The 25,451-nt window shown below is 42.0% G+C and carries 27 protein-coding genes; 1 reads left to right on the forward strand and 26 read right to left on the reverse strand.

Annotated elements, in window-relative coordinates; translation table 11 throughout:
* Positions 1-184: 184 nt before the first annotated feature.
* The 11 genes from mltG to H6795_03275 all read right to left on the reverse strand — a co-directional run bounded on the left by mltG (position 185) and on the right by H6795_03275 (position 12,317).
* Positions 185-1,240 carry an endolytic transglycosylase MltG gene (gene mltG, locus H6795_03225; GenBank protein ID MCB9817514.1) on the reverse strand — a complete coding sequence of 352 codons (1,056 nt, stop codon included), beginning with the start codon at positions 1,238-1,240 and terminating at the stop codon, positions 185-187.
* Complete coding sequence (gene ruvX, locus H6795_03230; GenBank protein ID MCB9817515.1) at positions 1,237-1,620, reverse strand: Holliday junction resolvase RuvX; 384 nt, start codon at positions 1,618-1,620, stop codon at positions 1,237-1,239. The genes mltG and ruvX overlap by 4 nt, the downstream gene beginning before the upstream one ends.
* Positions 1,610-3,256, reverse strand: coding sequence for a hypothetical protein (locus tag H6795_03235; GenBank protein MCB9817516.1), 1,647 nt, complete (start codon positions 3,254-3,256; stop codon positions 1,610-1,612). The genes ruvX and H6795_03235 overlap by 11 nt, the downstream gene beginning before the upstream one ends.
* The gene (locus tag H6795_03240; GenBank protein MCB9817517.1) at positions 3,253-4,533 is read right to left on the reverse strand and encodes an ethanolamine ammonia-lyase reactivating factor EutA; all 1,281 of its coding nucleotides are present in this window, start codon (positions 4,531-4,533) and stop codon (positions 3,253-3,255) included. The genes H6795_03235 and H6795_03240 overlap by 4 nt, the downstream gene beginning before the upstream one ends.
* Positions 4,534-4,576: 43 nt before the next feature.
* Positions 4,577-5,608 (reverse strand): tRNA 2-thiouridine(34) synthase MnmA, encoded by a 1,032-nt coding sequence (gene mnmA / locus H6795_03245; GenBank protein ID MCB9817518.1) that lies wholly within the window; start codon positions 5,606-5,608, stop codon positions 4,577-4,579.
* 24 nt (positions 5,609-5,632) lie between these two features.
* Positions 5,633-6,526, reverse strand: a complete 894-nt coding sequence (locus H6795_03250; protein MCB9817519.1) for a hypothetical protein — start codon at positions 6,524-6,526, stop codon at positions 5,633-5,635.
* A gap of 103 nt (positions 6,527-6,629) precedes the next feature.
* Positions 6,630-7,601 (reverse strand): hypothetical protein, encoded by a 972-nt coding sequence (locus tag H6795_03255; GenBank protein ID MCB9817520.1) that lies wholly within the window; start codon positions 7,599-7,601, stop codon positions 6,630-6,632.
* Positions 7,602-7,665: 64 nt separating this feature from the next.
* Positions 7,666-8,724 carry a hypothetical protein gene (locus H6795_03260; GenBank protein MCB9817521.1) on the reverse strand — a complete coding sequence of 353 codons (1,059 nt, stop codon included), beginning with the start codon at positions 8,722-8,724 and terminating at the stop codon, positions 7,666-7,668.
* Positions 8,725-8,780: 56 nt separating this feature from the next.
* A complete protein-coding gene (locus H6795_03265; GenBank protein MCB9817522.1) occupies positions 8,781-10,001 on the reverse strand; it encodes a hypothetical protein in 1,221 nt (406 codons plus the stop codon).
* A gap of 232 nt (positions 10,002-10,233) precedes the next feature.
* Positions 10,234-11,457 carry a hypothetical protein gene (locus H6795_03270; GenBank protein ID MCB9817523.1) on the reverse strand — a complete coding sequence of 408 codons (1,224 nt, stop codon included), beginning with the start codon at positions 11,455-11,457 and terminating at the stop codon, positions 10,234-10,236.
* A 110-nt stretch (positions 11,458-11,567) separates the two neighbouring features.
* Positions 11,568-12,317 (reverse strand): hypothetical protein, encoded by a 750-nt coding sequence (locus tag H6795_03275; GenBank protein MCB9817524.1) that lies wholly within the window; start codon positions 12,315-12,317, stop codon positions 11,568-11,570.
* Positions 12,318-12,438: 121 nt separating this feature from the next.
* Here H6795_03275 and H6795_03280 point away from each other — a divergent pair, with 121 nt between their 5' ends.
* Positions 12,439-13,458, forward strand: coding sequence for a polymer-forming cytoskeletal protein (locus H6795_03280; GenBank protein MCB9817525.1), 1,020 nt, complete (start codon positions 12,439-12,441; stop codon positions 13,456-13,458).
* Between the two features lie 33 nt (positions 13,459-13,491).
* On the opposite strand, the gene H6795_03285 is transcribed toward H6795_03280, so the two are convergent.
* The 15 genes from H6795_03285 to H6795_03355 are packed head-to-tail and all read right to left on the reverse strand — an operon-like array spanning position 13,492 to position 25,436.
* Complete coding sequence (locus H6795_03285) at positions 13,492-13,806, reverse strand: F0F1 ATP synthase subunit epsilon (GenBank protein MCB9817526.1); 315 nt, start codon at positions 13,804-13,806, stop codon at positions 13,492-13,494.
* 17 nt (positions 13,807-13,823) lie between these two features.
* The gene (locus H6795_03290) at positions 13,824-15,128 is read right to left on the reverse strand and encodes a F0F1 ATP synthase subunit beta (protein ID MCB9817527.1); all 1,305 of its coding nucleotides are present in this window, start codon (positions 15,126-15,128) and stop codon (positions 13,824-13,826) included.
* Positions 15,125-15,979 (reverse strand): F0F1 ATP synthase subunit gamma, encoded by an 855-nt coding sequence (locus H6795_03295; protein ID MCB9817528.1) that lies wholly within the window; start codon positions 15,977-15,979, stop codon positions 15,125-15,127. Before H6795_03295 ends, H6795_03290 begins: the two co-directional genes overlap by 4 nt.
* A complete protein-coding gene (locus H6795_03300) occupies positions 15,976-17,403 on the reverse strand; it encodes a sodium-transporting two-sector ATPase (protein MCB9817529.1) in 1,428 nt (475 codons plus the stop codon). The genes H6795_03295 and H6795_03300 overlap by 4 nt, the downstream gene beginning before the upstream one ends.
* The gene (locus H6795_03305) at positions 17,393-17,866 is read right to left on the reverse strand and encodes a hypothetical protein (protein MCB9817530.1); all 474 of its coding nucleotides are present in this window, start codon (positions 17,864-17,866) and stop codon (positions 17,393-17,395) included. The genes H6795_03300 and H6795_03305 overlap by 11 nt, the downstream gene beginning before the upstream one ends.
* Positions 17,856-18,476, reverse strand: a complete 621-nt coding sequence (locus H6795_03310) for a hypothetical protein (GenBank protein ID MCB9817531.1) — start codon at positions 18,474-18,476, stop codon at positions 17,856-17,858. Before H6795_03310 ends, H6795_03305 begins: the two co-directional genes overlap by 11 nt.
* A gap of 30 nt (positions 18,477-18,506) precedes the next feature.
* The gene (locus H6795_03315; protein MCB9817532.1) at positions 18,507-19,349 is read right to left on the reverse strand and encodes a hypothetical protein; all 843 of its coding nucleotides are present in this window, start codon (positions 19,347-19,349) and stop codon (positions 18,507-18,509) included.
* A 46-nt stretch (positions 19,350-19,395) separates the two neighbouring features.
* A complete protein-coding gene (locus tag H6795_03320) occupies positions 19,396-20,538 on the reverse strand; it encodes a cysteine desulfurase (GenBank protein MCB9817533.1) in 1,143 nt (380 codons plus the stop codon).
* Between the two features lie 26 nt (positions 20,539-20,564).
* Positions 20,565-20,924 (reverse strand): hypothetical protein, encoded by a 360-nt coding sequence (locus tag H6795_03325; protein MCB9817534.1) that lies wholly within the window; start codon positions 20,922-20,924, stop codon positions 20,565-20,567.
* A gap of 10 nt (positions 20,925-20,934) precedes the next feature.
* Positions 20,935-21,453: a hypothetical protein gene (locus H6795_03330; protein MCB9817535.1), complete on the reverse strand. Its 519-nt coding sequence runs from the start codon at positions 21,451-21,453 to the stop codon at positions 20,935-20,937.
* 7 nt (positions 21,454-21,460) lie between these two features.
* Complete coding sequence (locus H6795_03335) at positions 21,461-22,234, reverse strand: TatD family hydrolase (GenBank protein ID MCB9817536.1); 774 nt, start codon at positions 22,232-22,234, stop codon at positions 21,461-21,463.
* 4 nt (positions 22,235-22,238) lie between these two features.
* A complete protein-coding gene (locus H6795_03340) occupies positions 22,239-23,675 on the reverse strand; it encodes a methionine--tRNA ligase (GenBank protein ID MCB9817537.1) in 1,437 nt (478 codons plus the stop codon).
* 35 nt (positions 23,676-23,710) lie between these two features.
* Positions 23,711-24,007, reverse strand: coding sequence for a hypothetical protein (locus H6795_03345; protein ID MCB9817538.1), 297 nt, complete (start codon positions 24,005-24,007; stop codon positions 23,711-23,713).
* 38 nt (positions 24,008-24,045) lie between these two features.
* Positions 24,046-24,207, reverse strand: a complete 162-nt coding sequence (locus H6795_03350) for a hypothetical protein (GenBank protein ID MCB9817539.1) — start codon at positions 24,205-24,207, stop codon at positions 24,046-24,048.
* Entirely contained in the window at positions 24,207-25,436 is a 1,230-nt protein-coding gene (locus H6795_03355; protein MCB9817540.1) for an alpha,alpha-trehalase, read from the reverse strand. Before H6795_03355 ends, H6795_03350 begins: the two co-directional genes overlap by 1 nt.
* Between the last annotated feature and the right edge of the window lie 15 nt (positions 25,437-25,451).

The following is a 25,451-nucleotide window of genomic DNA, read 5'->3' on the forward strand; positions in this document are numbered from 1 at the left end:
AATGGGGTATTTCTCGCCAAATACCCTGGCATTGCTAAGCGCCATATAATCTGATAGCCGCGACCGATTTTTGGACCCTCTTTATGTTCTTTAGTTACATTTCTATAACCAAAAATCGTACTTTTTAGCTTAGCAAACCGTTACCTTGTTGTCAAGCCTTAAAAACTTCTTTCACCCCTGTTAACTAATAGTTTGCACACAGTTCTTTACAGTAGTTTTTAACGTTTTCTTCGTGTTCTTGTAGAGTTTTTGAGTAATATATATTGCCATCGTCGCCTGCCACAAAGTATAAATAATCTGTTGAAGCAGGGTTCGCGACCGCCTCTAGTGAAGATTTTGTGACATTGCCTATTGGACCAGGTGGTAAACCACCATATTTACGCGTGTTATATGGTGAGTCAATATTGGCTGAACGAGGCTGCCCCGTAGTGTCTGCAATATATTGATACGTAGGGTCAGACCCTAAGTTCATACCTTTTTGTAATCTGTTAAAAAAGACATTTGCGATGATACGTTGGTCTTCTGGGTTGGATGATTCTTTTAGGACAATCGAGGCCATAGTAACTGCCTCGTGAATACCAAGCCCTTGTTTTTGAAATTTATCAATGAGCTCTGGGGTTAATACCTCTGCCATTTCATCTAGGGATTGTTCCACAATATCTTTAGGAGTTGTTTTACTACTTGCATTAAACGTTTCTGGATATAAGTAGCCTTCTAATGACTGATCTGTTGGCTTGGCAACGAGTGCAGGATGCCCTTTATACTGCGCGGGGTCAAGTGCGGTATCTACATCTGCTTCAGAAAAACCAGCTTTAATGAGTGTGCTACGAATTTCGTCTATTCGCTTGCCCGGTAATATCGTTACCGCATTTTCTAAAGCTTTTCCCTGAGCGATGATATTAACAATATCTGGCGTGCTTTTAGAAGCATCGAGCTGATACACCCCTGCCTTTAGTCCATCAAACAAATCATTATTCCTGGCATAGGTTATCATTGCTCTAGAACTACGAATTACCTGCTTGTCTTCTAAGAGCTTGGCAATTTCTTGCACACTAGTTCCGGGTGGTATCTCTATAATCTCTAGACGTTGCTCACTACTTACCGGTTGTAGTTGCTTTTCGTACCACATTCTATAGCTAATAGAACCAACGAAGGCAGCAATGATAGCTACCACGATAATCAACATAATGTAGAACATTTTGCCGTGGTTTGCTTTACTCCTATTGTTTGCGTACTTCATACATGCTCCGTTAAGTAGTCCTCTAATATTATACAGGCTGCAGCTGCGTCTAGGCCATGTGGCGTGCTTTCTGCGCGTTGTGCAGCAACGACACTGGTGAGTGTCTCGTCTTGCCATACAATTGTATATGCAGAAAGGTTATCTGCTACAAATTGGCGCGTGTACCGTGATTGTGCGGTTTCTTCTCCTTGCATGCTTCTCGGTAGCCCCACCACGATGACAGATACTTCATATTCTTTAACCAGTTGAGCCAAAACAGACCTAAACGCTGCATCGTTGGCAATGGTTGCTACAGGGCTTGCAATCCGAGCGATATTATTTCCCCTGGCTACACCTATGCGTTTTTCGCCTATATCAAGCGCAAAGAAGTTAGTTATCATTATTGGTTACAAAAACTATAGATATTTTGCTCTCTTTTTTGGGAGTCTTGTTCACCCAAAATGGGCTGTAATCTACCTTTACGTCTTTAACACCTGGTATTTGTTTGAGTGCATCTGCAGTTTGTCTGGCATTTTTGCCAGCAATAAGACTCTTTATAGCTGCTTCGTCTTGTTTAACGCCTGCAATAGCCGTGGTATTCACCGTCATATCTAGTGTGCTTCCACTCCGTCCGTTTACATTAATAACTGCCGTCTTTATACCTGTATCAGCTATTGTTTGACCTTGGCCTGCTTTCTCAAGTGCTTCTTGTGTGATGAGCTCGTTAAGGCTATCTGCGTTGACACCAGACATAGTGTAGCGGTAGGTTGCTTTTGCGCTCACACTGTTGGCTTCTTGGCCAACCGCCGGCTCGCACGAACTACTCACCGTATCTACTTTATAGGTATCTATACTCGCAGCTAAGCCAGCTTGTTCAAAATCTGTCATTAATTGCTTTTTTAGCTCATCTGAATTACTCGCAGCGTTCAGTTGATCTGTAAGGGCTGTGCAATCTTCTTGAGACACTATAGTAACAACTTTAGAGGTTCCCCCTCCCATGCCTTTACTGTCTTTTGCAGTAACAGTAGAAAACCCCGATACACTATAACTCCTTGCGCTCAGATTATATTCGCCACCCGCATTTTGGGCTATTACTTTAACAGATGATGATGGCTTATCGTTTTTACATGTATTGCCGTTGAAACCACTTGGAGACACTTGCACACTCTCTTGTGTGATAAACGTATAGTTTCCATTACTTATGCCCGTTCCAGCAGGGATGGTACGAACTACATCTGCCAATTTATCATCTTTACTACAATTAACCATTGTTACGCTACCAGTGGCTTTTTCACCAAGATCTTTTTTGCCTGTCGCTTCACCAGATTTTGTTTCTGCTTTATCTATCGTCTTAGTATCTAATTTAAAGACCTTTTCAGATACATTGTCTTCTTTTGTAGGGCTAGCTGTTATATCAATGCTCAGTGGTATTTCTTGTTGTTCTACACTTAGTGTAACCGTCGCTTTGGGCCAAACAAACACGGCAAAATAGAGCAGCATCAATAGTGCTATAACACCAGCTATGATTAAAAATAATTTAAGACGAAACTTCTCAAAATTAGGTACCGCAAGTTTTTTACTCTTTTTGGGTGTGTCTGGTTTCTTAGCCGCTGTATCTTCTGGTGTGGTGTTATCTATAGTAATTGTTTCATCGGTATCACCAGCCAACTCACCAATTGGTTTTGTTTTATCTATGGTTGGTTCGGCATCTAGTTCAGGTGCCTCTACAGCATCGTCGAGGTCGGTATCCGGTTCGGCTAACGCAGGAATAGCTGGCTTAGACTGTAACCCTTTGGCAACATACATACCGGTAGCTGCTGCAAGTGGCATTAATGCCTTCTCGTTGGTAATTAGAACAAGGTTTTTATTATTATCATTCGCAGCTTTGTTAAGTATCTTCATATTAACCGAGCTATGCAACATGGTAAAACGCTTTGGCAGTACGAGCGCAACAACTTTAGACCGGCTAGCCACTACTTTATCTACGACAGCTGCGATTTCATCATCACTATCAATGTAAATTATGTCTTTTTTCATATCTTGAGTAATTTATTAAATCTTCCTTTGATAGTTTCTGATTCAGCTTCATATTGCAAAACAGTATCCATACCCACACGTAAAAGCCCCATGGCCGTTATAAGGGTGTGATCGTTCACTAAATTTGTGCTGTCATGTATGCCAGATACTTGGTTCGGCGAAATAAACTGAACTTGTGGTTTTTTGGTAAACGGTAAGTCTTTATACCAGTTGCCTTGGCTTAATTCATCACGTATAAGCTGCAAACTAGAACCACCACCACATAGTAAAATACGATTAGGCAGATGATCTAGCCTAGTAAACTCTTCTAGCGCTAAAGATATACCACTAGACCATACCGAAAGCGTCTTGGTGAGGGCTTTTTCTACAGATTTTCGTTTGGCATCTGGAGTTTTACCATCACTAAGCCCGAGTTTTAAGGCTTCTGCTTGTTCAAAACCGACACTAAAATCACGCTCAATAGATTTAGTAAAGCTACGGCCGCCAATACCATACATAACTGTACCTTCTACACCACCTTCATTTACGACAGCAATGTCTGTAGTGCCACCACCAACATCTATAAGTACTGCACTTATATCAGCGTTTGGGTCATCACCAATGACAGAGCGTGCAACGGCAAACGGTTCAGCGGCAACCGTTATTAAATCTAGGTCTAATTGTTCTGCCACACGTTCGATTGCACCAATGTGCACCATAGGTGCAAATGCTGTGTACAGCTGGACATGAACGTCTTTACCCTGAAAACCAATTGGATTAGTAACGCTATACCCATCTATTTCTATAGATATAAGCGCGCTATTAACAAGTTTTAGAGCAATATCCTTGCCACCAGTGTCAATGCTAAGTTGTTTTTTGGCTTTATCGTGCGCCCGCTGTTGCACGAGGGTAAATATACGGTCAATTTCTGTTATATCAATTTCTTTATTTGGTTCTTTGCGTGTTACTCGTACATTAAGGGTAGAACCTTTCACTAGCTCTCCGGCAATACCAACAACGGCACTACGGCCACTGGTATTTGCCTGTTGCTCTGCTTGCGCTAAAGCTTTGTCGCAGTTAGCAATCACAGCTGCTATGTCTGCAATGGCACCTGCTTGCATGTCTGTTTGGCTCTGATGTTCCCTACCTACTCCAATGATCTCTAGTTCATTATTATCATCAACACGGGCAATCAATGCTTTCACAAATTCCGTACCAATATCAAGCCCAATCATCAATTTATCATCTGAAGATTTTCGTTTAGACTCCTTGGTCTTGGCTTTTAGTTTACTAAGCATATCCGTTTAATAATATCATATTTAGCATGTACATAAACAGAGGTTACGCGACAATACCACCACCTACCACACGGTCATCCTCGTAAATAACAACAGATTGGCCAGCGGTAATAGCCCGTACAGGGCTATCTACATGCAGAGTATCTAGAGTATCTTTAAATGATGCTCTTGCCAGTGGTGCACGATGTCTTGTACGTATATCGTAAGGTTTTCCTAATTGCGGTGCCTGATTAATCCAGTGTGGGCTTGTTATTCGTAAAGATGTTCTCCACAGACGCTCGTCATCTAGCTGTGATGTAACGTATACAATATTCTTATCAATATCTTTTTCTATTACATACACTGGTAAACCACCAATCACACCAAGCCCGTGGCGTTGGCCTATAGTGTAAAAGATAGCGCCATCGTGAGTACCTATTTCATTTCCATACTGGTCTATAACAGGCCCTGGCTGGGTCGTAACATATTGGCTTAAAAATTCTTTTATACCAACTTTACCAACAAAACATATACCCATACTTTCTTTTTTAGTAGCGGTTATAAGTTTATATTGAGCAGCTAACTTTCTTACGTACGTCTTTTTATAGTCACCGAGCGGGAATAACGTTTTTTTCAGTGTTGCACTGTTTACTCTATATAAAAAGTAGCTTTGATCTTTTGAATCGTCTTTGGCGGTACGTAGTTGCCCGTCTGTAGAACGGGCGTAGTGACCAGTAGCAATGTAGTCAGCACCATGCAGCATGGCAGTATCGAAAAATAGTTTAAACTTGATTTCTTGATTACACATAATGTCTGGGTTGGGTGTTGTGCCAACTTTGTATGCCTCTATCATGTAATCAACCACTTTTGATTTATATTGCTCTTCAAAATCAAACAGTTGAAAGTCTATACCAAGTTGTACAGCAACACGCTTGGCATCTAGGTAGTCCTCTTTCCAAGGACACTCAAACCCTGGTAAATCCTTACTCCAGTTCTTCATATACGCACCAACTACACGGTAGCCGGCATCTTTTAAAAGTGCAGCTGTAACAGAGCTATCTACACCACCACTTAAACCTACGTAAACTGTTTTCACTAGATGTATAGTGTAGCAGATTTATCAATCAAATGGGTGTTCACCCTTAGAAAGTTTTTGCTTAATACGGGTAACTTCGTATTTTTTACCTAGATAAAATGTTGTTATAACAAACGGTATGGCAAGTACGACAGGTTGCCATAGTACTTTTGTGATTGTCCTACCACTTTCGACCGCACCGGCGACATCTGCCTGTTTGATTTCACCATTTGCGATTGCGGTAAGTTGTAAAAAGCCAACGTTGCCGTTTTTATCAGTCGCTTTAATAAGCGCTCGGTATACACCTGCCTGCTTAAACACATGTTTAATCGTAAACTCACCTGGAATGGTTATTGAATACACATCAGCTTGGCTGCCATCACCCCAGTCTACACTCAGTGCATAGGGTGCGGTACCGCCAGTAATGACAATTGGCCAAGACAATGTTTCTGTTGGGTTTGCACCCCTCCGTGCGTATGAACTGGTTACTGTTATACGCTCTGCTAAATTTGGTCTCGAGGCACCATCGTTAAATGTAATTGCCACCACATTAGAATCTGGGCCCTGCTGGTCAAGTTCGTCTACATGCCGAGCCACAAGTTCGTTTCTGCCACTAAAAAGATCAATTGTAATGCTATAGCTACCGTTCCTACATTGGTCAGAACCGCTAAACACATTATTTTTATACAGTTTTACCAACAAATTACCTGTACAGATACCACGGACTTCTATAGGTATCGTAGATATCACCTGCCCATTACCGGGCGTAGATATAGTTGGTGCGCTACTAGGTGGTGGTGAGCTTATTTTGCCTTGTAAGCCGATGCCACCATTTTGGGGGTTTTCAACTTGCGCAAAAGCAGTAACAGCCACCATGACCAACAATATACCACTACCTATGACTGCCGTTGTTAGTTGTGCCAATCTGTTATATGTCATTGTTTTTTTACTTACATTACTTATCTATAAGTGTACTATGCCATCTGAATTAAAGCAAAAAGGGGCACTATATCGCCCCTTATTGCAGAAAACCCATTATGTGTTATTTACGTCGTGGATTAACTTTGTGTTTACGACTCTGGCGAAGCTTTCTATAAAGCAAGAACGCACCAACCAGCACTACTAAGAGCGCGGCAGCTAGTACTACAACAAGCCAAACTGGTACAACCCAAAATGTATTTTTTGCCGTAATGAGGTTACCTGCTGAACTATAGCCTAAGTTAGCGGTTATCGTATATTTACCAAAGAAATTACTATAGTTTACTTCGTCTGTAAATTTACGAGTGCTATTTGGCAGAACATTAGACTTTGGCTCGGTATTATTAAATTCATATTGCTCAACAGTGTTACCTTTATAGTCAGTAATCTGAATCCGGCCAAAAGGTTTAACATGGATGTTACCAGTGTTTTTAAGGCGCGTGACAATTTGTATGTTTTCACCACCACCAATAAAGAATCTTCCTGTTGAACCATTCTTTGCAGCCGTAAATTCTACAAGCTCAAGCGCTTCGTTCAAATCACCAGGAACTGTAACTAGATAAAGCGTACCAACACTTGCCGATAAATTAACGTTCTTATCAGTTTCTACCGTAGGTTCTAAACGCACAGCGCCGTAGTAACCACCTGGGCTGGCACCTTCTGGTACCGTTACGACAACTGGTATATTTACACTACCACCAGCTGGAATATCTACCGTACCTAAATCACCTACAAGTGATTTAAAACTATTTCCTGGTGCAGTTTGGTCGCTCTGGAAGATAACTTTTGGTTGGCCTGTTTCGTCTGTGGCTGCTTCAAAGTCATTTACAACGACATTTGCTTTAATTGCTCCTGATGTCGGGTTCATTGCTGTTACGGTTGTTTTTTCAGAACCACCTGGTTCTATTGTAAGCTCTGTGCGAACAGGTGAAATCTGAAAGCCATTACCGCTTTCTTGTGCAAACACAGCCTGTGCTAGTAATGAACCAGCCACGACAAAAACTGCTGCCAAACTTAAAATCCTTTTGTGTTTCATATTCTCCCTCATATGTACTTTTTAATTACTTACTTTTAACTATATCAAAGCATAAGTTATTTTACTAGAATGTTGCAAGTGCAATATATAAAAGTGTTGTATTGTAGACACCTGGCTTCTGATTTCTATTAACATTAATGATATAACTTGTCGTAAATTTTTTATCAGCAGTTGTGGTGTTACTACTTACGAGGGCTTGGCCATAAAAAAACTTAAACTGATTAGGAATATTATAGTCCGGAGCAATAGTGCCACTGCCAGCACCAACAGGGTCGTTGCCAACGTCTGGGTTAGAATTATCTCGTAAATTTATACCGAACTGACTCACCCCTGTTTGCGAAGGACCTCGGGTGGTCATGGCTGGTATTACATTATTACCAGATGTGGGTGGTATACCAATAACATATACAACAAAACCAGCCCCAGCATTAGTGGCTACCAAAAATTGTGAGGTACCTGTGCGTGTCTGGTTGGCAGACAATTCACCAAAATCAACAAAATTACCAACTGCGCCACTACATAAATAGCCCGGCAGTGTAACGGCGACGCATAAATAAAGATATGGTGGAACATACGTTGCTATATCTATCGGTGGGGTGATCGCAAACGTGACACCACCTTCATTAACTGCTACACCGGTAGCGTCATCACTACTATACGTTTGAATCCTACCAAAATATGTACCTTTGTTCGTCGGGTTTGTAATACCGCTTAACTCAATGCGTATATCAGCAGCATTAACAAATGTGGGCACTCTTGTTAGTAATAAACTATTTGCAGTAGCACCTGGTGCTATAGTGAACCCACTTATTCCAGTTTGATTTGTGATTATAGCAGTAGAAGCGTCAAAGCCCACTGGCGGATCACATGGTTGCCCTATTAACGGCGTATTATCACAAAACAACAGTGTAAATGAACCGAGTACATAACCAGCGCCAGTCACACTAAACCCAACAGTATAGTTCACATTAGTCTGGGCAGGCCTTGGGTCTGCTATCTGTAAACTCCTACTAGGTAGCGATGTTTGGGCATAGCCCGTCGCCTGAATAATTATTACAGCAAATAGCACCCCTATAATACTTAGGGATGCTACTGCAATAGTGTTTATTTTTGTAATTGCCATGATACTTACATATTGTATCAGTAAACAGGACCGTTATGAACTACTATAATAAGTAACTAGTAGGTACCTGTTGCAATATAGTTAAGAGCCGTGGTGTAAATACCAGCCTCTGTCGTTAAGGCAGACTTAGCGGCGAATTCAAGGACGCTTTCTTCTTCATCGTTGGCGCCGGCTGTTGTCGCTACGGTGTCACCGTAAGCTGAACCAACTGTTGTGGCGTCGTTGGCGCCTGAACCAGCTGTGTTATCTGCATCCCAGCCATGGTTACCAGCAGCACATGCATATGGTGCACTAGCTGTTACAGCGGTACTAGGAGCAACTCGCATGCCGAATTGTTCTACAGTACTCGTAGTTGAGTCTGCTGTACATGCATCGTCAACAGCAGGACCAAAGGCAGTTATCGTGTTTGCACCGCTCGTAAGTACTCCTTCGTTACCATTATTACTCCACATGCGGATGTTTACACCGCTTAAGGCATTACTAGATAGGTTAAAGTACGCACTTGCTGTAGAGACAGAGCTCGAGCTAAGTGGGGTGGTGGCATTTGGTATGTCTATAGCACTACCAGTGCCTGTTGCACAGTTTTGAGCAGGACCGTTAGTGTATAGGCAAAAACGAATGTTTTCCTGAACACGAGCAGTAACGGTAAGGTTATTGGTTGTGCTCATTGCAGCACCACCAACATCAAGATAACCGGTCGTGGCTTCACCATCTGTTGGATCATAATTCGTTACTTCAGTATTGTCACTATACGTAATCATTCTGCCATAGAAAGTACCGACTTGGTTGCCGCCAGTAACGACATCTACATCTGATGGATTGGCGACACTCGCTACAACAATCGTCACTGTCTGGCCAGATGTTGCTGCTACACCTGTAGCATCAGTAGCTGTCAGTGTACGACCTCCGTTTGCAGACGCCCATGTCCAGGTACTAATGTCCGTTGCATTTATAGTAGCCGACGTAATAGATGGCGAACCGCCCCACGTGAAGCTGCCTGGCTGTGAACAGGCCGTACCAATGAGTGGGCTGGTATTACCAGAACAGATATCTACGACGATACCTTTTACGGTTGCGGTTTGGGCAACATTAAATGTAACGGTGTATGAAACACCTGTAGCACCTGTAGCTGAATTCGCTAATTGTATAGATCTACTTTGCAGCTGGGCTGCTTGGCTCGTGGCACTAAGTACAACGGGCACAACTAAAGCAAATCCAAACAATAAAGCAGCAGCAATATGTGCTGGTCTTTTTATAAAAGCAATAGGGTTGGCCATGCTTTTTCTCCTTTTTATTGTTTTTTGGTTTTTAATTTAAGTTAATATACAAATATACATTAGCAGTTTATGAATAATAGTTCAACGCATTTATGCCTAACTTATCCACAGGTGCTATAAAAGAAATAACGCATCCCCCTTACCAAAAATGGATGCGTTATTCTTAATTTTTACAATCCTCTATGTCTACATCATATATATGTCAGTCAAAACGTTGTTGTTATGTTACGTACTAATAGGTACCTGTTGCAATATAGTTAAGAGCCGTGGTGTAAATACCAGCCTCTGTAGTGAGTGCAGATTTGGCAGCAAATTCTAATGTAGATTCACTTGCATCATTTGCACCTGCTGTTGTCGCTACGGTGTCACCGTAAGCTGAACCAACTGTCGTGGCGTCGTTGGCGCCAGAACCAGCTGTGTTATCTGCATCCCAACCATGGTTACCAGCAGCACAGTCATATGGAGCAGCAGCTGTTACGCTTGCGCCCTCGTTAATACGTAGCCCAAACTGTTCTACCGATGTATTACTTGAGTCTGCAGTACAAGCATCGTCTACAGCTGAACCAAATGGACTAATAGTGTATGCACCACTCGTGAGTACTCCATCATTACCATTATTACTCCACATACGTATATTCACACCGCTTAATGCGTTACTTGATACGTTAAAGTAGGCATTTGCAGTAGAAACGCTGTTAGCGTTAAGTGGCGTTGTGGCGTCTGGAATGTCTATAGCGTTACCCGTACCTGTTGCACATGTTTGTGCAGGACCGTTAGTGTATAGGCAAAAACGAATGTTTTCTTGAACGCGGGCCGTAACAGTTAGATCGTTCGTGGTGCTCATTGCAGAACCACCAAAGTCAACTACGCCGGTTGCCGTCGTACCATTTGTTGCCAAATAGTTCGCAACTTGTGCACTGTCGTTAAATGTTAGCATCCTGCCGTAAAATGTACCGACTTGGTTACCACCAGTTACCGTGTCTACGTCTGATGGGTTGCTAACACCGCTTACCACAATAGTTACAACATCGCTAGCAGCTGTTGCTACACCTGTAGCGTCGCTAAGCGTTAATGTGCGTCCTCCGTTAAGCAAACCTGCTGACCAGGTAGATACATCGTCTGAACCAATAAATGCAGAAACGATCGTTGGGGTGCCCCAGCTGAAGCTAGTTGGTGCTGTACACGCTACTCCAATTAATGGGCTCGAATCGCCTGCGCAGATATCTACGACGACACCTTCTAAGTTAGTACTTGCCGTAGCAAGTGTGAATTGAATTGTGTATTCCACGCTCGTGGCGCCTGTTGCAGAGTTCGATAATTGAACTGAGCGGCTCGATACCTGTGCAGCATCTGCTCTTCCGAGCATGACTATAGTTGGTAGCAAAGCAGCTACAGCTAAAATCGCTGCCGCAGCTACAGCGCCTGTGCGTGACACAATGCTTTGAGTTTTACTCATTGCAATCGGTCTCCTTGTTGTTACTTGTTATATTTATTTTGGTTGGGGTACCTTTACTATACCATAAGCGTGTATAATTCAATACACTTTACAGTAAAGTTATCCACAGTCTAAAACGTACCGGTTGCAACCAAGTTATGGTTCATAACGTATACACCACCTGGTGTGGTGGACTTTATATTCATTAGATATGTCATTGTATATTGGGTAATGCCACTACTTTTATCGCTATAGGCAATGGTATCGTTTTTTACATACTTATACTGATTTGGTGTGTCATACCCAGTTGATACTTGGCCAAAGCTAAAAGAGGCGTCAGGCAGTTGTACTGGATCTGCACCAGCAGTGTTTGGGCTGGTGTTACTCCGCAAGTTTATACCAAACTGCTCTGTGCCTGGGCTAGACGATGCGGTAGCAGGCATATTGGCCATGGTATATGACGCATTTGTGGGCGGATCTGAAATAGTACTTACTACGTAGCCACTGGCCAAATAGGCCTTAACAGTAAAGGTGGCTGTTCCTGTACTCGCAGATGCAGTAGTTAGGGTACCAAGATCTACATTGACAGCATTAACAACAAATTCTAAGAAAGGCACTTCTGTAGTGGTAAAGCCTCCGTAAAGTTGGTATAGGCTACTCGCTGAATTACCTACACCAGTGTCGCCAAGAGACGCTCTAGCATTATAATTTGCGCTGTTTGCATCATTGACGCCACCTGCGCCAAAAAAGACTTCATCTACACCATAGTTAGGCGATACGTAGGTAGGCGCAGCGTAAGCACGAGCTAAAAAGCCCGGGAGCGCTACAAGACTTAAGGCGATGGTAATGATACTAGTGCGGACTAGTGTTTGTTTTCTCATACGTATCTTTTGCTTATACTACATATTGTATACTGCTTATGAATCTTGTGCAAATTGCTAGCGCTTATATATAGTATTTGTTACAATAGTAGGCAATTAAAGGTGGTTAAATCACAAAAAAATGGAAGACAATAAACCAAACCCACAAGACACAAGTGAAACCGTAGAGCCTACGTCAACAGAAATAGAACAAGGCAGTACTTCTACAGAAGCAAGTGAATCGCTAGACGCGACTGTTAATAAAAATACCGAAACAACTGATGACACACAACGATTTATTCCTAAAAAAGGCATTGGCCAGCGTGTTCAAAAAACAGTCAGTGGCATCAATATATATATGCTTTTGTTTATTTTAGTGCTTTTTATTGTTGCGTTTATTGGATTTGCAAGCTATTCCAGTAATAAAAAGGCCGAAAATCAGTCTGTTATTAACGGTCAAGAACTTAGCCAGCAAGACCTAGAAAATCTGGCTTCTAGTGACCAACAGGTAGGAGATGCTCAGCAGACCCTGACAATTGCTTCTAATGCCGTGTTTAATGGCCGAGTGTTAGTACGTAACGACCTTGATGTAGCAGGTACTATACGGGTTGGTGGTGCACTGAGCTTGCCGGGTATTACCGTATCTGGAACAAGTGCGTTCGAAAACGTGCAAGTTGCCAATAACTTATCAATCGCTGGTAATTCTGCCGTACAAGGTACTCTCACTGTTCAACAGAACCTCAGTGTTGGCGGCAGTGCAAGTTTTGCCGGCCAAATATCCGCTCCGTCTCTTAGTGTGGAACGATTGATTTTAAACCAAGATTTACAAATTAACCGGCACATAGACGCAGGTGGTCCTACACCTGTCGCATCACGCGGAAGCGCTGTTGGTGGAGCAGGTACAGTAAGCGTAAGTGGTACTGACACAGCAGGTACCGTAAGTATCAATTTTGGACCAGGCTCGGCTGCTGGTATTATTGCAAGCATTAACTTTGCTAATAATTTTTCACAGACACCCCACGTTGTTATTACACCGGTAGGGTCAAGTTGTGCTAATTTAAACTATTACGTAAACCGTACTACTGGTGGATTTAGTATCGGGACCACAAATGCTGGGGGTCCTGGTACGAGCTGCGCCTTTGATTATATTGCCATTGATTAAAACAACAACGTAGTTTTACAAAATAAGCGATACCTAGACATCTAAGAAAACAACCACGTCGTTTGCTTTTACTTGCATGATTCCACGGGTTATTTTAATCTTCTCTGGCTCTTTGTCTTCTGTAGATGTACGAATAGTGAGCTCACACGGGTTAAGTAATGTTAAAAAGTTATGATGGTTTGCCAAGATATCAAACGGGCCTGTGCCGTTTTCTGCTGAAATACTTGCCACTACTCCTTCATAATACACCTTGAATGGTGCATAGACTTTTAAGTGAAATTTGTCTTTTGGCACAGCATCATTTGCGTCCGATGTAGTTGCATGGGGGGTGCTTTGCTTTTTTGCCATAATGGTTTTTCACTAACCTACACGAGGATTTCTTCTATACCCTTAAGAGTTTCGTCACGTGTAAAGTATTCGCCTTTTATACCAATTAATTTTTCTGTCACAAACATATGCTGCGTAAAGTACTGTATCAGTTTTTTGGCTTTGGCATATTCTGCTCTGTCTGCTGGTGATAATTCACTTTCACCAATAATCGCAATAATACCTTTGAGCTGTTCGTATTTTTGTAGTATAGACTGTACTCGAACGCTCAACATATAGTGGCGGTCGCCCACGACATCTGGCGATAACAAGCTCGAATTAGTAAGGTTTAAATCGACAGCTGGGCGGATTCCCTGTTCGGCAACTTTACGGCTAAGTACAATTGTTGAGTCAAGCTCATGTGATATCACCTGTACAGCCGGGTCAGAAAGGTCGTCGGCTGGCACGTAAATGGTTTGCAGGCTCGTGATTGAGCCATTTTCGTTAGAACTCAGACGATCTTGTAATATCTTTACATCCGAAAAGATAGTTGGCTGGTAGCCACCTTCGTTTGGAATCTGGTCCATGATAGTCGCCAGTTCATTTTTAGCCTGCACAAAACGGTACATGTTATCTGCAAAGAACAAAATGTCTTTCTTTTCTTCGTCACGGAAATATTCAGCCATTGCTGTAGCTGATATAGCAATAAGACTACGTTGGGCGGGATTTTCATTCATTTGCCCAAATAACATACAGGTATTCTTCAGTAGGTCATATTCTTGCAACGTTTCGTATAGTTCGTGTCCTTCACGAACACGCTCACCAACGCCTGCAAAAAACGAGAGACCCTTACCAGTACGGGCAATATTGTGAATAAGTTCCATTGTAAGAACAGTTTTACCAACACCTGCGCCGCCTATCACACCAATTTTACGACCTTTTACCAGTGGGGTAAAGAAATCGAGCACTTTTATGCCAGTTTCGAGGATTTCTGGTTTAGCTACCTCAAAGGTCGTGCTCTTAGCGCCTAATTTTAAGATATTCCTACGAGGGGTACCTTCTGGTACTGGGTCCATACCATCAAGTGGTTCACCCAGTGCATCAAATATACGTCCTATAGACGCCTCTCCGACAGGAATTTCTATCCCCTTGCCTGTTCTCTCTACCGCCATTGACTTTTGGATATGCTTGCTAGACCGTAGATTTATACACGTCGCTACAGTGTCACTGGCGAGCGCATCTACTAACAAGAGGCTCTTTTCTTCGTTCTGCACAACAAGCACTTCGCCGATTTCCGGCATGTCACTGGTAAATTCAACCCGAACAACAAGATCTTTTACTATTAGTACATTGCCTGTTGTCATACGTGGTGCGCCTTTCTCATGCCATTGATAATCTCTTTTAATCGTTCATCTTTAATGGCACGTTTCGATCGGTTATATTGTAACTTTAGATCACTCACTTCGTCACTCGCGCGTTTATGCGATGCTGTCATAGCTTGGAAACGACTGGCATATTGGGCGAGTTTAGATTCTAAAATAACTTGGCTTAAAGCTATCGTCATCATAGACCGTTCTAGGTGATCAACCACTGCAAAGGTGCTCGGTTCAAAAATATAGGTAAGTTCATTAATAACTTCTTCGCTCTTTTTAACATCTTTTCCTTGATCTTGCACTGCAGAACTTAGTGAAATACGTTTTACATCTTGGACGGCAAGCGATACATAAGTTTGATAATACACAATCGTAGAAGCGTATTTTTGCACTTCGCGAATAATAGGTGTTACATTTATATTTTCGTCTTTGGCGGGTAGCTTATAATATTTCTTAAAGCTCACACCGCGTTGGGCAAGCTGGATAGCGCCGTGGTGACCAATAACTACAATATCGTTTTTATCCTTGTGGTAATTTTTCAGCATCCAGGTGATAAGTTTTTGGTCAATGTCACCACTAAAACCACCCTCTGCAGTGATAACTATGTACAGTTCTTTTTCAATAATCTTAGTCTTATCTGTGTGTCGCCCAAAACTAAAAACAGAACCCACACTCATTTGACTATACATTTGCCATAACCGATCAAAATAGTTTTGGCTCTGCACCACCTGATTTTTAATCTGGGCGATACGCATACTGGCGATACCCTCAAAAACGCTGGTAAGCTCAGATAAGGTCGTCATGCCGATGACATCTTTTTGGATTTCTATTGGCCGTCTCACTTCTTCATCTCCAGTAAGCTCTTCTTTTTTAACTGCGCTTTTGTTTCATCGTAGTTGCTGTCATCTTCTTTTACTTTTGCGGCGAGTTCACCACTCAACGATTTGAGTGTTTGTAAATCAAGTAGTTCACCATCTTCTAGATCTAGCACAATTTCAAACATTAACTGTTGGGCCATAACACTAAAAGTTTCGGTTGGGGTTTGTGTCATAAGTTCGAATATAATTTTACCTGTATTTAAATCACGCTTTGCCTCGATGGCAAGTTCAGAGCCAAATCGTGAGAATTCGAGTGCTTGGCGGTATGACCCGAGTGTTTTCATAACCCGAGCAGCAATTTCGTGTTGGCGTTTATTATGGCCAACACCACCGACACGCGTTACGCTTAACCCAGTGTTTAAGGCGGGCCTAATACCGTCACGGAATATATCCATGTCTAGGATCCATTGTCCATCGGTAATAGACATGATATTGGTCGGTAAATACGCTGTGATATCACCCCCAGCAGCATGTACCATCGGAAACGACGTCAGTGTTTTTGTGTTGCGTGCTAAGCGGCCAGCTCTTTCTAGTAAACTACTGTGTGCATAAAACATATCACCGGGGTAAGAATCACGACCAGGGCTGACTCCCGCTAGTAATGAAATTTCACGGTGTGCCATAGCATGGCTAGTGAGATCGTCGTATATGATAATGGCGTCTTGGTCTAAGTCTTGCCAAAAATATTCCGCCATAGAACAACCTATATATGGCGCTAAGTAGCTAAGGACCAAAGATTCAAACAATGTAGACACAATAACAATTGTATTTTTTAAAGCGTCTTCTTCTTGGAGGCGACCAAGCAACAAATCAACATCAGCACGACGTTTGGCAATAAGCACGTACACCGTGGGTATGTTTGTTGACTTTTGATGCAAAGCTAATTGAGTGACGAGCGTACTCTTACCAGATTTACTATCGCCAAGGAGTGCCATACGCTGGCCTTTAACAATAGGGAACAAACTATCTATAGAAATAATGCCTGTTTCTAATTGGTCTGAAAGCTGTTTTCGCTGATAAATAGGAGGAGCACTGTTAAAAACCGGTCTGGTCGCATCTGCTGCTATTGGGCCTTTACCATCAAGTGGTTCACCCATAACATTTATTACCCGGCCTATAAAATCCTTGCCAACCTTACAGACCAGCTCATTGTGCTGCATCACCGCTGTCATACCAACGGTCAGCGTACTATCGCCTAAATGCAGTACTTCAACATGATCATCATATATGTACTGTACAAAGCCTTTTGACCCATCTTCAAACAGCACTAAACTGTGCTGGTTTACCGGGTGCATACCCCGTAAGCGCACAAGATATCTATCAACACCAATTACCTCTCCAATTGGATGCCCTTTATCTATTAAAAAATCAAAATGTCTAGTAGGCACGCTGCAAGGCCTCCCCTAATTTGTGCCGGTTGGCATATAAATGACGCCGTAAGCTAAAATCAAACTGATGGTTCGGTGTGCGAACTACTACCCCAGCAGCAATTGTTGGTTGCAGTCCAACTTGAATAACTATGAACGGATCTATTTCTTTACGGAACCAAACAATCAGTCGCTCAAGAATATCGGCTGATGGTTCGGTTGGAAAACTAATGTGTACACTTGGAGCGTGTTCTTTAATTGTGTCTATTTTTTGCAGGAGTCTTTCGCAGCTTTTTGGGTCGCGCATGTCAATCTGGTTAAGGACGGCCAAGGCTCGTAACTGATCTGAAATAGCAGGATATTTAACCGGATTATCATGGCGCATAATGCTTTGCGTAGATACGTCAATAAAGCTCCGTATTTCTCTATGTAATCGGATGATGTCTTTTCTGCTGGCAATGGTAGTCGGCAGTTTAAGATCCACTCTTAATATCCTCCATAATGGCCTGTTTGTTTTCTTCTAAATACCCAAAGATGTAATCAAGTTGTACAGTTAGGTCAATTTCATTACCAATTGCCTCTAGGATGTAGTGATTTACTATATCTGCCATGTTTTTTTCAAAACTACTAAGCATACGTGCTTTTTCGGCAGCAGCTTCATCTGTCATTTGTTTTTCTAGTACAAGACGTTGTTGTTCTATCACTGCTTGCGTTTTTTCTATACTTTCGAGAGCCAAATCTTTCGCGGTTGTGATTGATTCTTCGTACTTAGAGAACTCTGACTGTAGAGTACGCTTAATTTCTGTCTTCATGTATTCATTTAACTGGGTGGTGGTCAGGCGTAAATCTTGTTGTAAAAACATGGCGTTTTCACCAATAATTTTTTCGAAGTGTAAACGGCCTCTGTTACGAAGTTCTTCTCTAAACTCTTCATCAAATATTTTATCTACACCAGTTTTGGCGGTATTGGCCAACTGCGTGTCTATGTCACGGCCTGATTGTTCAGTTTTTTCACTACGTAATATAAACCATATAAATACGGCGCCACCAACAACAAGCGCTGCTATGATAAGTGCGATAGTTGTTGTTGTCATAAAATTGCCACCCCCTGATACTGTTTATTCTTACAACTTTAGTAATAAGTATACGCCAAAAATACCCGATATAAAAACAATCAAACCAATTATAACTACTTGGAACAAACCACGCATGATGGCTTTTTTACTCAGTGGATTACGACCGATGGCAGTGATACTACTGCGGACGGCGCTATAAATGAGACTACCAGATATAGCAGTCGCTACCACTAAAATAGCAAGGCTCATGTACACGCGTATAGGGCTAACTGGTTTGCCTGCCACGAGTTCACTTGCTCGCCGTAGTGCTGTAGGTAAATCGTTATTACTTTTTAGCATCGGGTTTTTGCCGATACTAACGTCTACCGTTACAATACCTACTGCTAAACGTTGTTCGTTGCCATTATTATCCTTAACAGTGACTGCCGATTTTATTTCGTCTTGGTTACCTGAATCAAATGCTTCGATAGCCTTGCCAAGAATAACGGGTTCTATATCACCTGCGCGCATACCTACACCCTTAACCGATGATGCTGCCACGTAATCTCCAACCGCAATATTACCGTTTTGGCTACTAACGAGCACTGGGAATCGCCCACCGCTCGCAACATATACTTTTTCATCGTCGCGGCCAAGCAATACAGCTGATTCATTGGCGCCAATAACTACACCGTGTAGTCTGTCGTAATCGTCAGAATTAATAGGCTCTACTTTGCGTGGATCATCTTTTTGAAGGCCTACAATCATGCCACGTTGCAAAAGCGTATCTGCCCCGTAGCCTTGCGTTACCGTAGCTTCTGCAAAGCTAGGTGCAACCGCCACAAACAGGAGTGCCGTTACGCTTATAATACCGATAATAATGTGTTGTACTACTTTGTTTCGTTTTATCATGTTTAGGTATAATATCCCTAATATACCCTTAGTATACCGCTAATGGTTAGCTTTTGGCTACTACTTCTTTAATGGCGTGAATTAATTGGGCACATTGGCTGGCCGTGGTATGCCTGCCTAAACTGATACGAATACTGCTACGAGCATCTTTATCTGATAACCCTATAGCAGACAAAACATGTGAAGGTTCCCCACTACTTGCCGCGCACGCCGAACCGGTCGCCACTTGGATACCTCGTTCATCAAGTTCCATAAGAATCCGTTCATTATCTGTACCAGCGAGCGTAAGGTGAACATTATTTACCAAACGCCATTTTTTTGACTCACCATTGAGACGAATTGTTTTGCCATCTACCAATTCGTCAATCAGCCGTGTTTGTAATGCAGCAAGACGCTGTACTTCTTCTGCCCGTGCACTTGTTAAAATACTAATCGCTGCAGCTAAACCTATGTAGTTAGCAACATTTTCTGTACCACTGCGTAGGTTGTGCTCTTGTCCGCCACCCAGAATAAGCGGAGCAAGTTGTGTACCAGTTTTTACAAATAAAGCCCCTGCTTGCTTGGGGCCATATATTTTACCAGAGTTAATTGTCATTAAATCAATACCGAGTCTAGCAACATGAATATCTACATAGTTAACAGCCTGACACGCGTCTGTATGAACAAGGAGTGGCCTTAGTATGCCTCTTTTTAGACGATCTTTTGTAATCTCTGCTGCAAGTGTTGTTACAGCCCTCAAATCTTGAATAGTACCAATTTCGTTATTTGCGAGTATTACTGATACTAACACTGTTTCATCTGTAATTATTTTGGGCAGGCTATGTATATCAATCCTCCCTGCACTGTTTACGGTAATGAAGCTCGTGGTGTGCTTTTTTGCAGGCATTAGTACCGATTCATGTTCGATCTGGCTTACCACGACATGTGGATTATCATATTGCGAGGCAACACCGGTGATAGCTAAGTTATTAGCCTCTGTGCCACCTGCAGTAAAGACTATTTCTGATGGTTTTGCACCTATCTGCCGAGCAACGGTCGCACGGGCTACTTGCAAGTCTTTTTTTACGGCTCGTGCTGCCATATAGATTGCACTTGGGTTATAAAACTGCTCACTAAAATACGGTTGCATTGCCGTGAGTACTTCTGGCAAAACAGGTGTGGCTGCTGCATAATCAAAATAATAAGTCATGATTCTATCTTACCTGTAGTTAATCTTTACTGAAAATCAGCGTAGAGTTGCGACTGAACACGTTCTTTATACAGTGTAGCTGCTTGTAATAAGTGGTGCGCTTCTGTAGGGCTTACTTTAGTATAGTGGCTATTATTTTGAGTTTTTACAACGCCATCGGGGCGTACGTCATAGCGTGTCGTTAGCACGTGGTGCGTGCCAGCACTATCTTGCCATTCTTCGTGCCACACCCACGTACGTTCATCGAGGCAAAAAAATTCTCGCCGGCCATTTTTAGGGATAGGTCCAAAAATTTTACCACCTATTACTGCTTCTTTTCTAATAAGTTCGCGGTATTTAACTGCTTGTTTTTTTTGGCTCAGCTGAGAAGTTGTAAACAATCCCATAGTTACCTACTTACGCTGCCTGCCTATGAGTAGGTGCCACGTCAGGATTTGCTGCGATCATTAGGTCTGGAAAATTATTAATAGTGTCAGGTGGGGCTGGTTGGGCGCCACGAGAAGAATCATCGTATGTAGTCGGTTGATTGATATCACTTCTGTTCGTAGGTAAGTTTATGACATTACTAGGTTGCTGCGTAGTATGTTTTGCAAAAGTACGACTTTCGTCAGTTACTACTTCTGCAGGCATGCTATAAGCTCCATGAACCTCATGAGCTTTATTAACCTCAAGAATTGCTTTTTTCATCAGATTATTTGATTCTGCAACGCTATCAGGCTTTAACCCATGGTGATCTGTGGGTGCTACAGGTGCGGGAGTTCTACGCATTCCTTCTTGCATAGCATTTGCATCCATATTACCTACAGCTGCTCTTAGCCTATCTAACGCTTCCGTAAGCCTCGCACTGCGCTGCGCTTCCATACTGGCAGGTTTATGTTGTTCTGGTGATGGTGGGGCTGGTTGAAATAATGGCATAGTGTATTTAGGACTCATGCTTAGGCAAACCAAATAATTGGCGCGCATTCTTTGTTGTAGCCGCTGCAAGCGTAGATAATTCCTCACCTCTTAGCTGTGCAAGAAATTCGGCTGTTATACTCACGTTCTTAGGCTCGTTTATTTTACCACGTAGTGGCTTAGGCGTCAAGAATGGGGCATCTGTTTCCAATAATAGTCGCTCCAGTGGTACTGCCTTGGCTGCGGCAAGTTGTTTTTGGTCTTTTGTAAATGTCATTATACCGTTTAAGCCTATGTATAAGTCTCTGTTAAGTGCTTTATCTAGCTGCGTTGTTGTGTCTGTAAAGCTATGCACAACACCTTTAAGGCGTGAAAAATTATCGTATATTGGCCAAAAATCATCAAAGGCTTCACGTACATGAAAAATCATTGGTAAGGTATTATCTTGGGCGAGTTGCATTTGGTTTTCAAGTGCTGCAAATTGGTCTTTTTTGTCTGAGTGATTATAGAAATAATCTAGACCACATTCACCAATAGCGACTATGTTTTTGTTAGGCAGTAATTGGGCGAGAGCAGTAAAAGCGTCATTACCAAGCTTGGCATCATGTGGATGCAACCCTATACTCGCCCAGACAGTTGGTTTATCGCTGGCATACATTACCGCCTGAGAGCTCGTTGTAACATCTGTGCCGACACAAATGATTGTATCAACGCCTGCTGCTGCTGCACGTTCGCGCGCTTCTTTTTCGGGCAGCTTATAGTCAGGCTCATGTATATGGCAGTGTGTGTCTATAAATTCCATGTACTTATGGCTCAAATTTAGGAAACAAGGGTTTGTCTAAAGGCCGCACAATGCCGTCTTTAAACATATTTGCAATAGCCGATGATGTAGTGGGCATAAACGGTGCTAATAGTTCGGCTATTTCTAATAAATTACTCACACAGTATGACAAAACCTCTTTTAGGTGTTGTTCGTCTTGCTCTTTGGCAATCACCCATGGTTTTTGCACGTCTATGTATTGGTTGAGGCCACGTACTTGTTCCCACACTTCATCGAGGGCTTTATCAAATCTACATGCCATAATTGCTTGTTGATATTCATGGATATCGTGTTCGGCTGGCGGAATATCACCTATGACATTATTTTGATATTTACCAATCATAGCTGCCACGCGTTGTACACCGTTACCAAGTTCATTAGCAAGTTCATTGTTATATGCTGTTGCTAAACGTTCAATCGTGAAGTCTCCATCTGCATAGCTCGGAATATAGCGTAAGAAATAATAGCGAAACGCATCTGCACCATATGTGTTTATAATATCTAGCGGTGCAACAACATTGCCTATGCTTTTACTCATTTTATGCCCACTACTTGTAATAAAGCCATGCACATACAGTGTTTTAGGGAGTGGCAAACCAAGAGCGAGTAGTATTCCTGGCCATATTGCAGCATGAAACCGTAAAATATCTTTGCCAATTACTTGTACATTCGCCGGCCAAAATTGTTCAAAATCTGCACCGTCTGGATACCCCAAGACGGTAATATAATTTAATAATGCCTCAAACCAGACATACATCACTTGATTATCATCGCCTGGCACAGACACGCCCCAAATGAGCTTATCTTTGGATCTAGATATGCTAATGTCATCTAGACCTTCTTCAAGAACATGCATGATTTCGTGCTTACGCGAAACAGGTATGACAGCAAATTCGTCGCTTGTGATAGATTGTTTTATTTGGCTGGTAAATTTACTCAGCGCAAAAAAATAATTCTCTTCTTCTATCTGCTCGTAGACGCGATTATGTGCTGGGCAAACATTATTATTTTGCTTGGCAATTTTTTCTGACACAAACTCTTCACAGCCTACACAATACAAACCAACGTATAAGTTCTTGTAGATATACTTTTGTAAGTTTTGCCATACTATTTTTACCCGTTTTTCGTGATCTTCATCAGTTGTACGAATAAACTTGTCATTTGTGATATTGAGTGTACTAAGTAGCGCCTTAAAAGCCCCGCTATTTTCTGCTACAAAATCTTCAACCGATACACCAAGCTCCTTGGCTTTTTCTGCTATTTTACTACCATGTTCATCGGTGCCAGTGGTAAACAGCACATCGTCGCCTATCTGACGATGGTATCGGGCTAAAACATCAGCTTGTATAAACTCCATAGCATGGCCAAGGTGTGGCACGGAGTTTACATAGGGAATAGAAGTGGTGACATAAAATTTACTCATATCTGTTCATTGTAACAGTTTTACAAAACTATGCGCTACTTCTGTTTACTGCGTATGTAAAAATATACCATCAAACCGGTTATAAAGAGACCGCCTAAAACAATAGCCACTACCGCCAGAGTATTGTTGTTGTTGGGTGCAACTTCTCCTGTAGCAGCATTAGACGTAAATACATACAACATACCTACCAATCCAAAAAGTCCAGAAAAAGCAGTCATAACGATACGATGATACCTTTTTGATCGTTTATCTAAATATGATACTTTGTAGTTTTCTATCGCCACTGGTTTTGGCTTTTTTGTTTTTTGTTTTTTAGTAAATAGGTGTTTCATATGTTTTGTTTTTTACTACTATCCTTTGCAGTATAGCATTAGCTGTGATCTGAAGCTAAATGCCACAAGCCACAGTGCGGGCACACATACGGCTTAAGGCGTACGCCGTGTTGATACATAGCAACTGTCGCGGCAGCTTGGGCTTGTTTTTTTGTGTCAAAGGCTAATTTATCAATGCATGGCAGCACTTCTTCTTGCATTACGCGTAATCTCTTGCCAATGCGACATATATTCCATTCGTCCAGCCAAATCCTGTCTGGCTCGGGTATACGCCTTTTATAGGCTCTTTTGTTGGAGTAACAACATTATATTTTTCTAATAGCACGCCATGGGTGGCATACCAATCAGTACATGTTTTAAGCCATTTCTTCGCGAGCCGGTTTGCGTCTTCTGTATATCCGTATCTTTCGAGACCCTTAATAACAATCCACTGCAGTGGTGCCCAGCCATTTGGGTACGCCCACTGTGTTTTCACCGATCCAAACAGCAATGATAAATTAATCATTGGACGCGATGTGGTGCTTAAACCGCCATCTTTTTCAAACTTACCAAGTTGTTTTACAAGTTCTTTCGCTTTTTTATCATCTACCATGCCAACCCACATTGGGTAAAACCCAGCAAGTGACCACGTTAAGCCTCTTTTCTCATCTTCAAAGTTATAATCAAAATAAAATTTTCGCACATGACCCCATAATAATTCATCAACAATTTGGGCACGTTTTTGGGCCTTATTGTCCCATAATGCAGCGGTTTTTAGATCGTTTTTTGTCCGATACCAATCAGCAAAATCTTTTTCATACTTATATAGTAATGAATTTAGGTCAATCGGATAGTAATCTAGACACTTTCTATCAAAGCGTGGTGTCATATCCCACCCACTTTCAGCTTCGGCCAGATCATGGAGGGCATTGATATCGTAGTATCTATTAAGCTGCCCAATTTTTCGCCAGTGTGGATGCTTCGTACTCATCCACACGGTAGTATATTCATCTTCAGCTATCGCCATCATTTCATCAAACCACTCACCAGAACAACCAAATGTTTCTTTATATAAAAGTATCATAGACGTGAGCAGTGGTGGTTGTGAACGACTTAAAAAATAGAGCCGACTAGCGTTTGGAATCATATGAAACCGTTTATACAGTGCTACTAAATTTTCTAACATTCCTTTGGCGAGTTGACTATATTTTTGGTCGTTAAGCCCCAGCAGTATGAAATAAGTATCCCAGTAGTACTGTTCTTCAAAATTAAATTGCGCATTCGCCTGGGCAGCCGGAACTATGTAGTCGTGCGGTAATCCTATTAACGTGCCTGTGTCTTGTGTGTTTTTATATAGTAAATCAGCCCAGTGTTGGTCTATGTAGGCAAGCGTCGCTTCAACGTTCGCATTATGCATATGTGGTGGCTTTTTATGCCAAATTCTATTCATAACAATCTACCTATT

The organism is Candidatus Nomurabacteria bacterium, from assembly GCA_020631975.1.
Classification (GTDB): Bacteria; Patescibacteriota; Saccharimonadia; order Saccharimonadales; family CAIOMD01; genus JACKGO01.

Bases quoted from the DNA above. Each gene is read 5' to 3' on its own strand.
- H6795_03255 (MCB9817520.1), bottom strand. From the start codon at position 7,601: ATGAAACACAAAAGGATTTTAAGTTTGGCAGCAGTTTTTGTCGTGGCT.
- H6795_03235 (MCB9817516.1), bottom strand. From the start codon at position 3,256: ATGAAAAAAGACATAATTTACATTGATAGTGATGATGAAATCGCAGCT.
- H6795_03260 (MCB9817521.1), bottom strand. From the start codon at position 8,724: ATGGCAATTACAAAAATAAACACTATTGCAGTAGCATCCCTAAGTATT.
- H6795_03315 (MCB9817532.1), bottom strand. From the start codon at position 19,349: ATGATAAAACGAAACAAAGTAGTACAACACATTATTATCGGTATTATA.
- H6795_03330 (MCB9817535.1), bottom strand. From the start codon at position 21,453: ATGCCATTATTTCAACCAGCCCCACCATCACCAGAACAACATAAACCT.
- H6795_03270 (MCB9817523.1), bottom strand. From the start codon at position 11,457: ATGAGTAAAACTCAAAGCATTGTGTCACGCACAGGCGCTGTAGCTGCG.
- mltG (MCB9817514.1), bottom strand. From the start codon at position 1,240: ATGAAGTACGCAAACAATAGGAGTAAAGCAAACCACGGCAAAATGTTC.
- H6795_03250 (MCB9817519.1), bottom strand. From the start codon at position 6,526: ATGACATATAACAGATTGGCACAACTAACAACGGCAGTCATAGGTAGT.
- H6795_03345 (MCB9817538.1), bottom strand. From the start codon at position 24,007: ATGAAACACCTATTTACTAAAAAACAAAAAACAAAAAAGCCAAAACCA.
- H6795_03240 (MCB9817517.1), bottom strand. From the start codon at position 4,533: ATGCTTAGTAAACTAAAAGCCAAGACCAAGGAGTCTAAACGAAAATCT.
- H6795_03320 (MCB9817533.1), bottom strand. From the start codon at position 20,538: ATGACTTATTATTTTGATTATGCAGCAGCCACACCTGTTTTGCCAGAA.
- H6795_03275 (MCB9817524.1), bottom strand. From the start codon at position 12,317: ATGAGAAAACAAACACTAGTCCGCACTAGTATCATTACCATCGCCTTA.
- H6795_03280 (MCB9817525.1), top strand. From the start codon at position 12,439: ATGGAAGACAATAAACCAAACCCACAAGACACAAGTGAAACCGTAGAG.
- H6795_03285 (MCB9817526.1), bottom strand. From the start codon at position 13,806: ATGGCAAAAAAGCAAAGCACCCCCCATGCAACTACATCGGACGCAAAT.
- H6795_03310 (MCB9817531.1), bottom strand. From the start codon at position 18,476: ATGACAACAACAACTATCGCACTTATCATAGCAGCGCTTGTTGTTGGT.
- H6795_03340 (MCB9817537.1), bottom strand. From the start codon at position 23,675: ATGAGTAAATTTTATGTCACCACTTCTATTCCCTATGTAAACTCCGTG.
- H6795_03325 (MCB9817534.1), bottom strand. From the start codon at position 20,924: ATGGGATTGTTTACAACTTCTCAGCTGAGCCAAAAAAAACAAGCAGTT.
- ruvX (MCB9817515.1), bottom strand. From the start codon at position 1,620: ATGATAACTAACTTCTTTGCGCTTGATATAGGCGAAAAACGCATAGGT.
- H6795_03290 (MCB9817527.1), bottom strand. From the start codon at position 15,128: ATGACAACAGGCAATGTACTAATAGTAAAAGATCTTGTTGTTCGGGTT.
- H6795_03265 (MCB9817522.1), bottom strand. From the start codon at position 10,001: ATGGCCAACCCTATTGCTTTTATAAAAAGACCAGCACATATTGCTGCT.
- H6795_03335 (MCB9817536.1), bottom strand. From the start codon at position 22,234: ATGGAATTTATAGACACACACTGCCATATACATGAGCCTGACTATAAG.
- H6795_03350 (MCB9817539.1), bottom strand. From the start codon at position 24,207: ATGCAAGAAGAAGTGCTGCCATGCATTGATAAATTAGCCTTTGACACA.
- H6795_03355 (MCB9817540.1), bottom strand. From the start codon at position 25,436: ATGAATAGAATTTGGCATAAAAAGCCACCACATATGCATAATGCGAAC.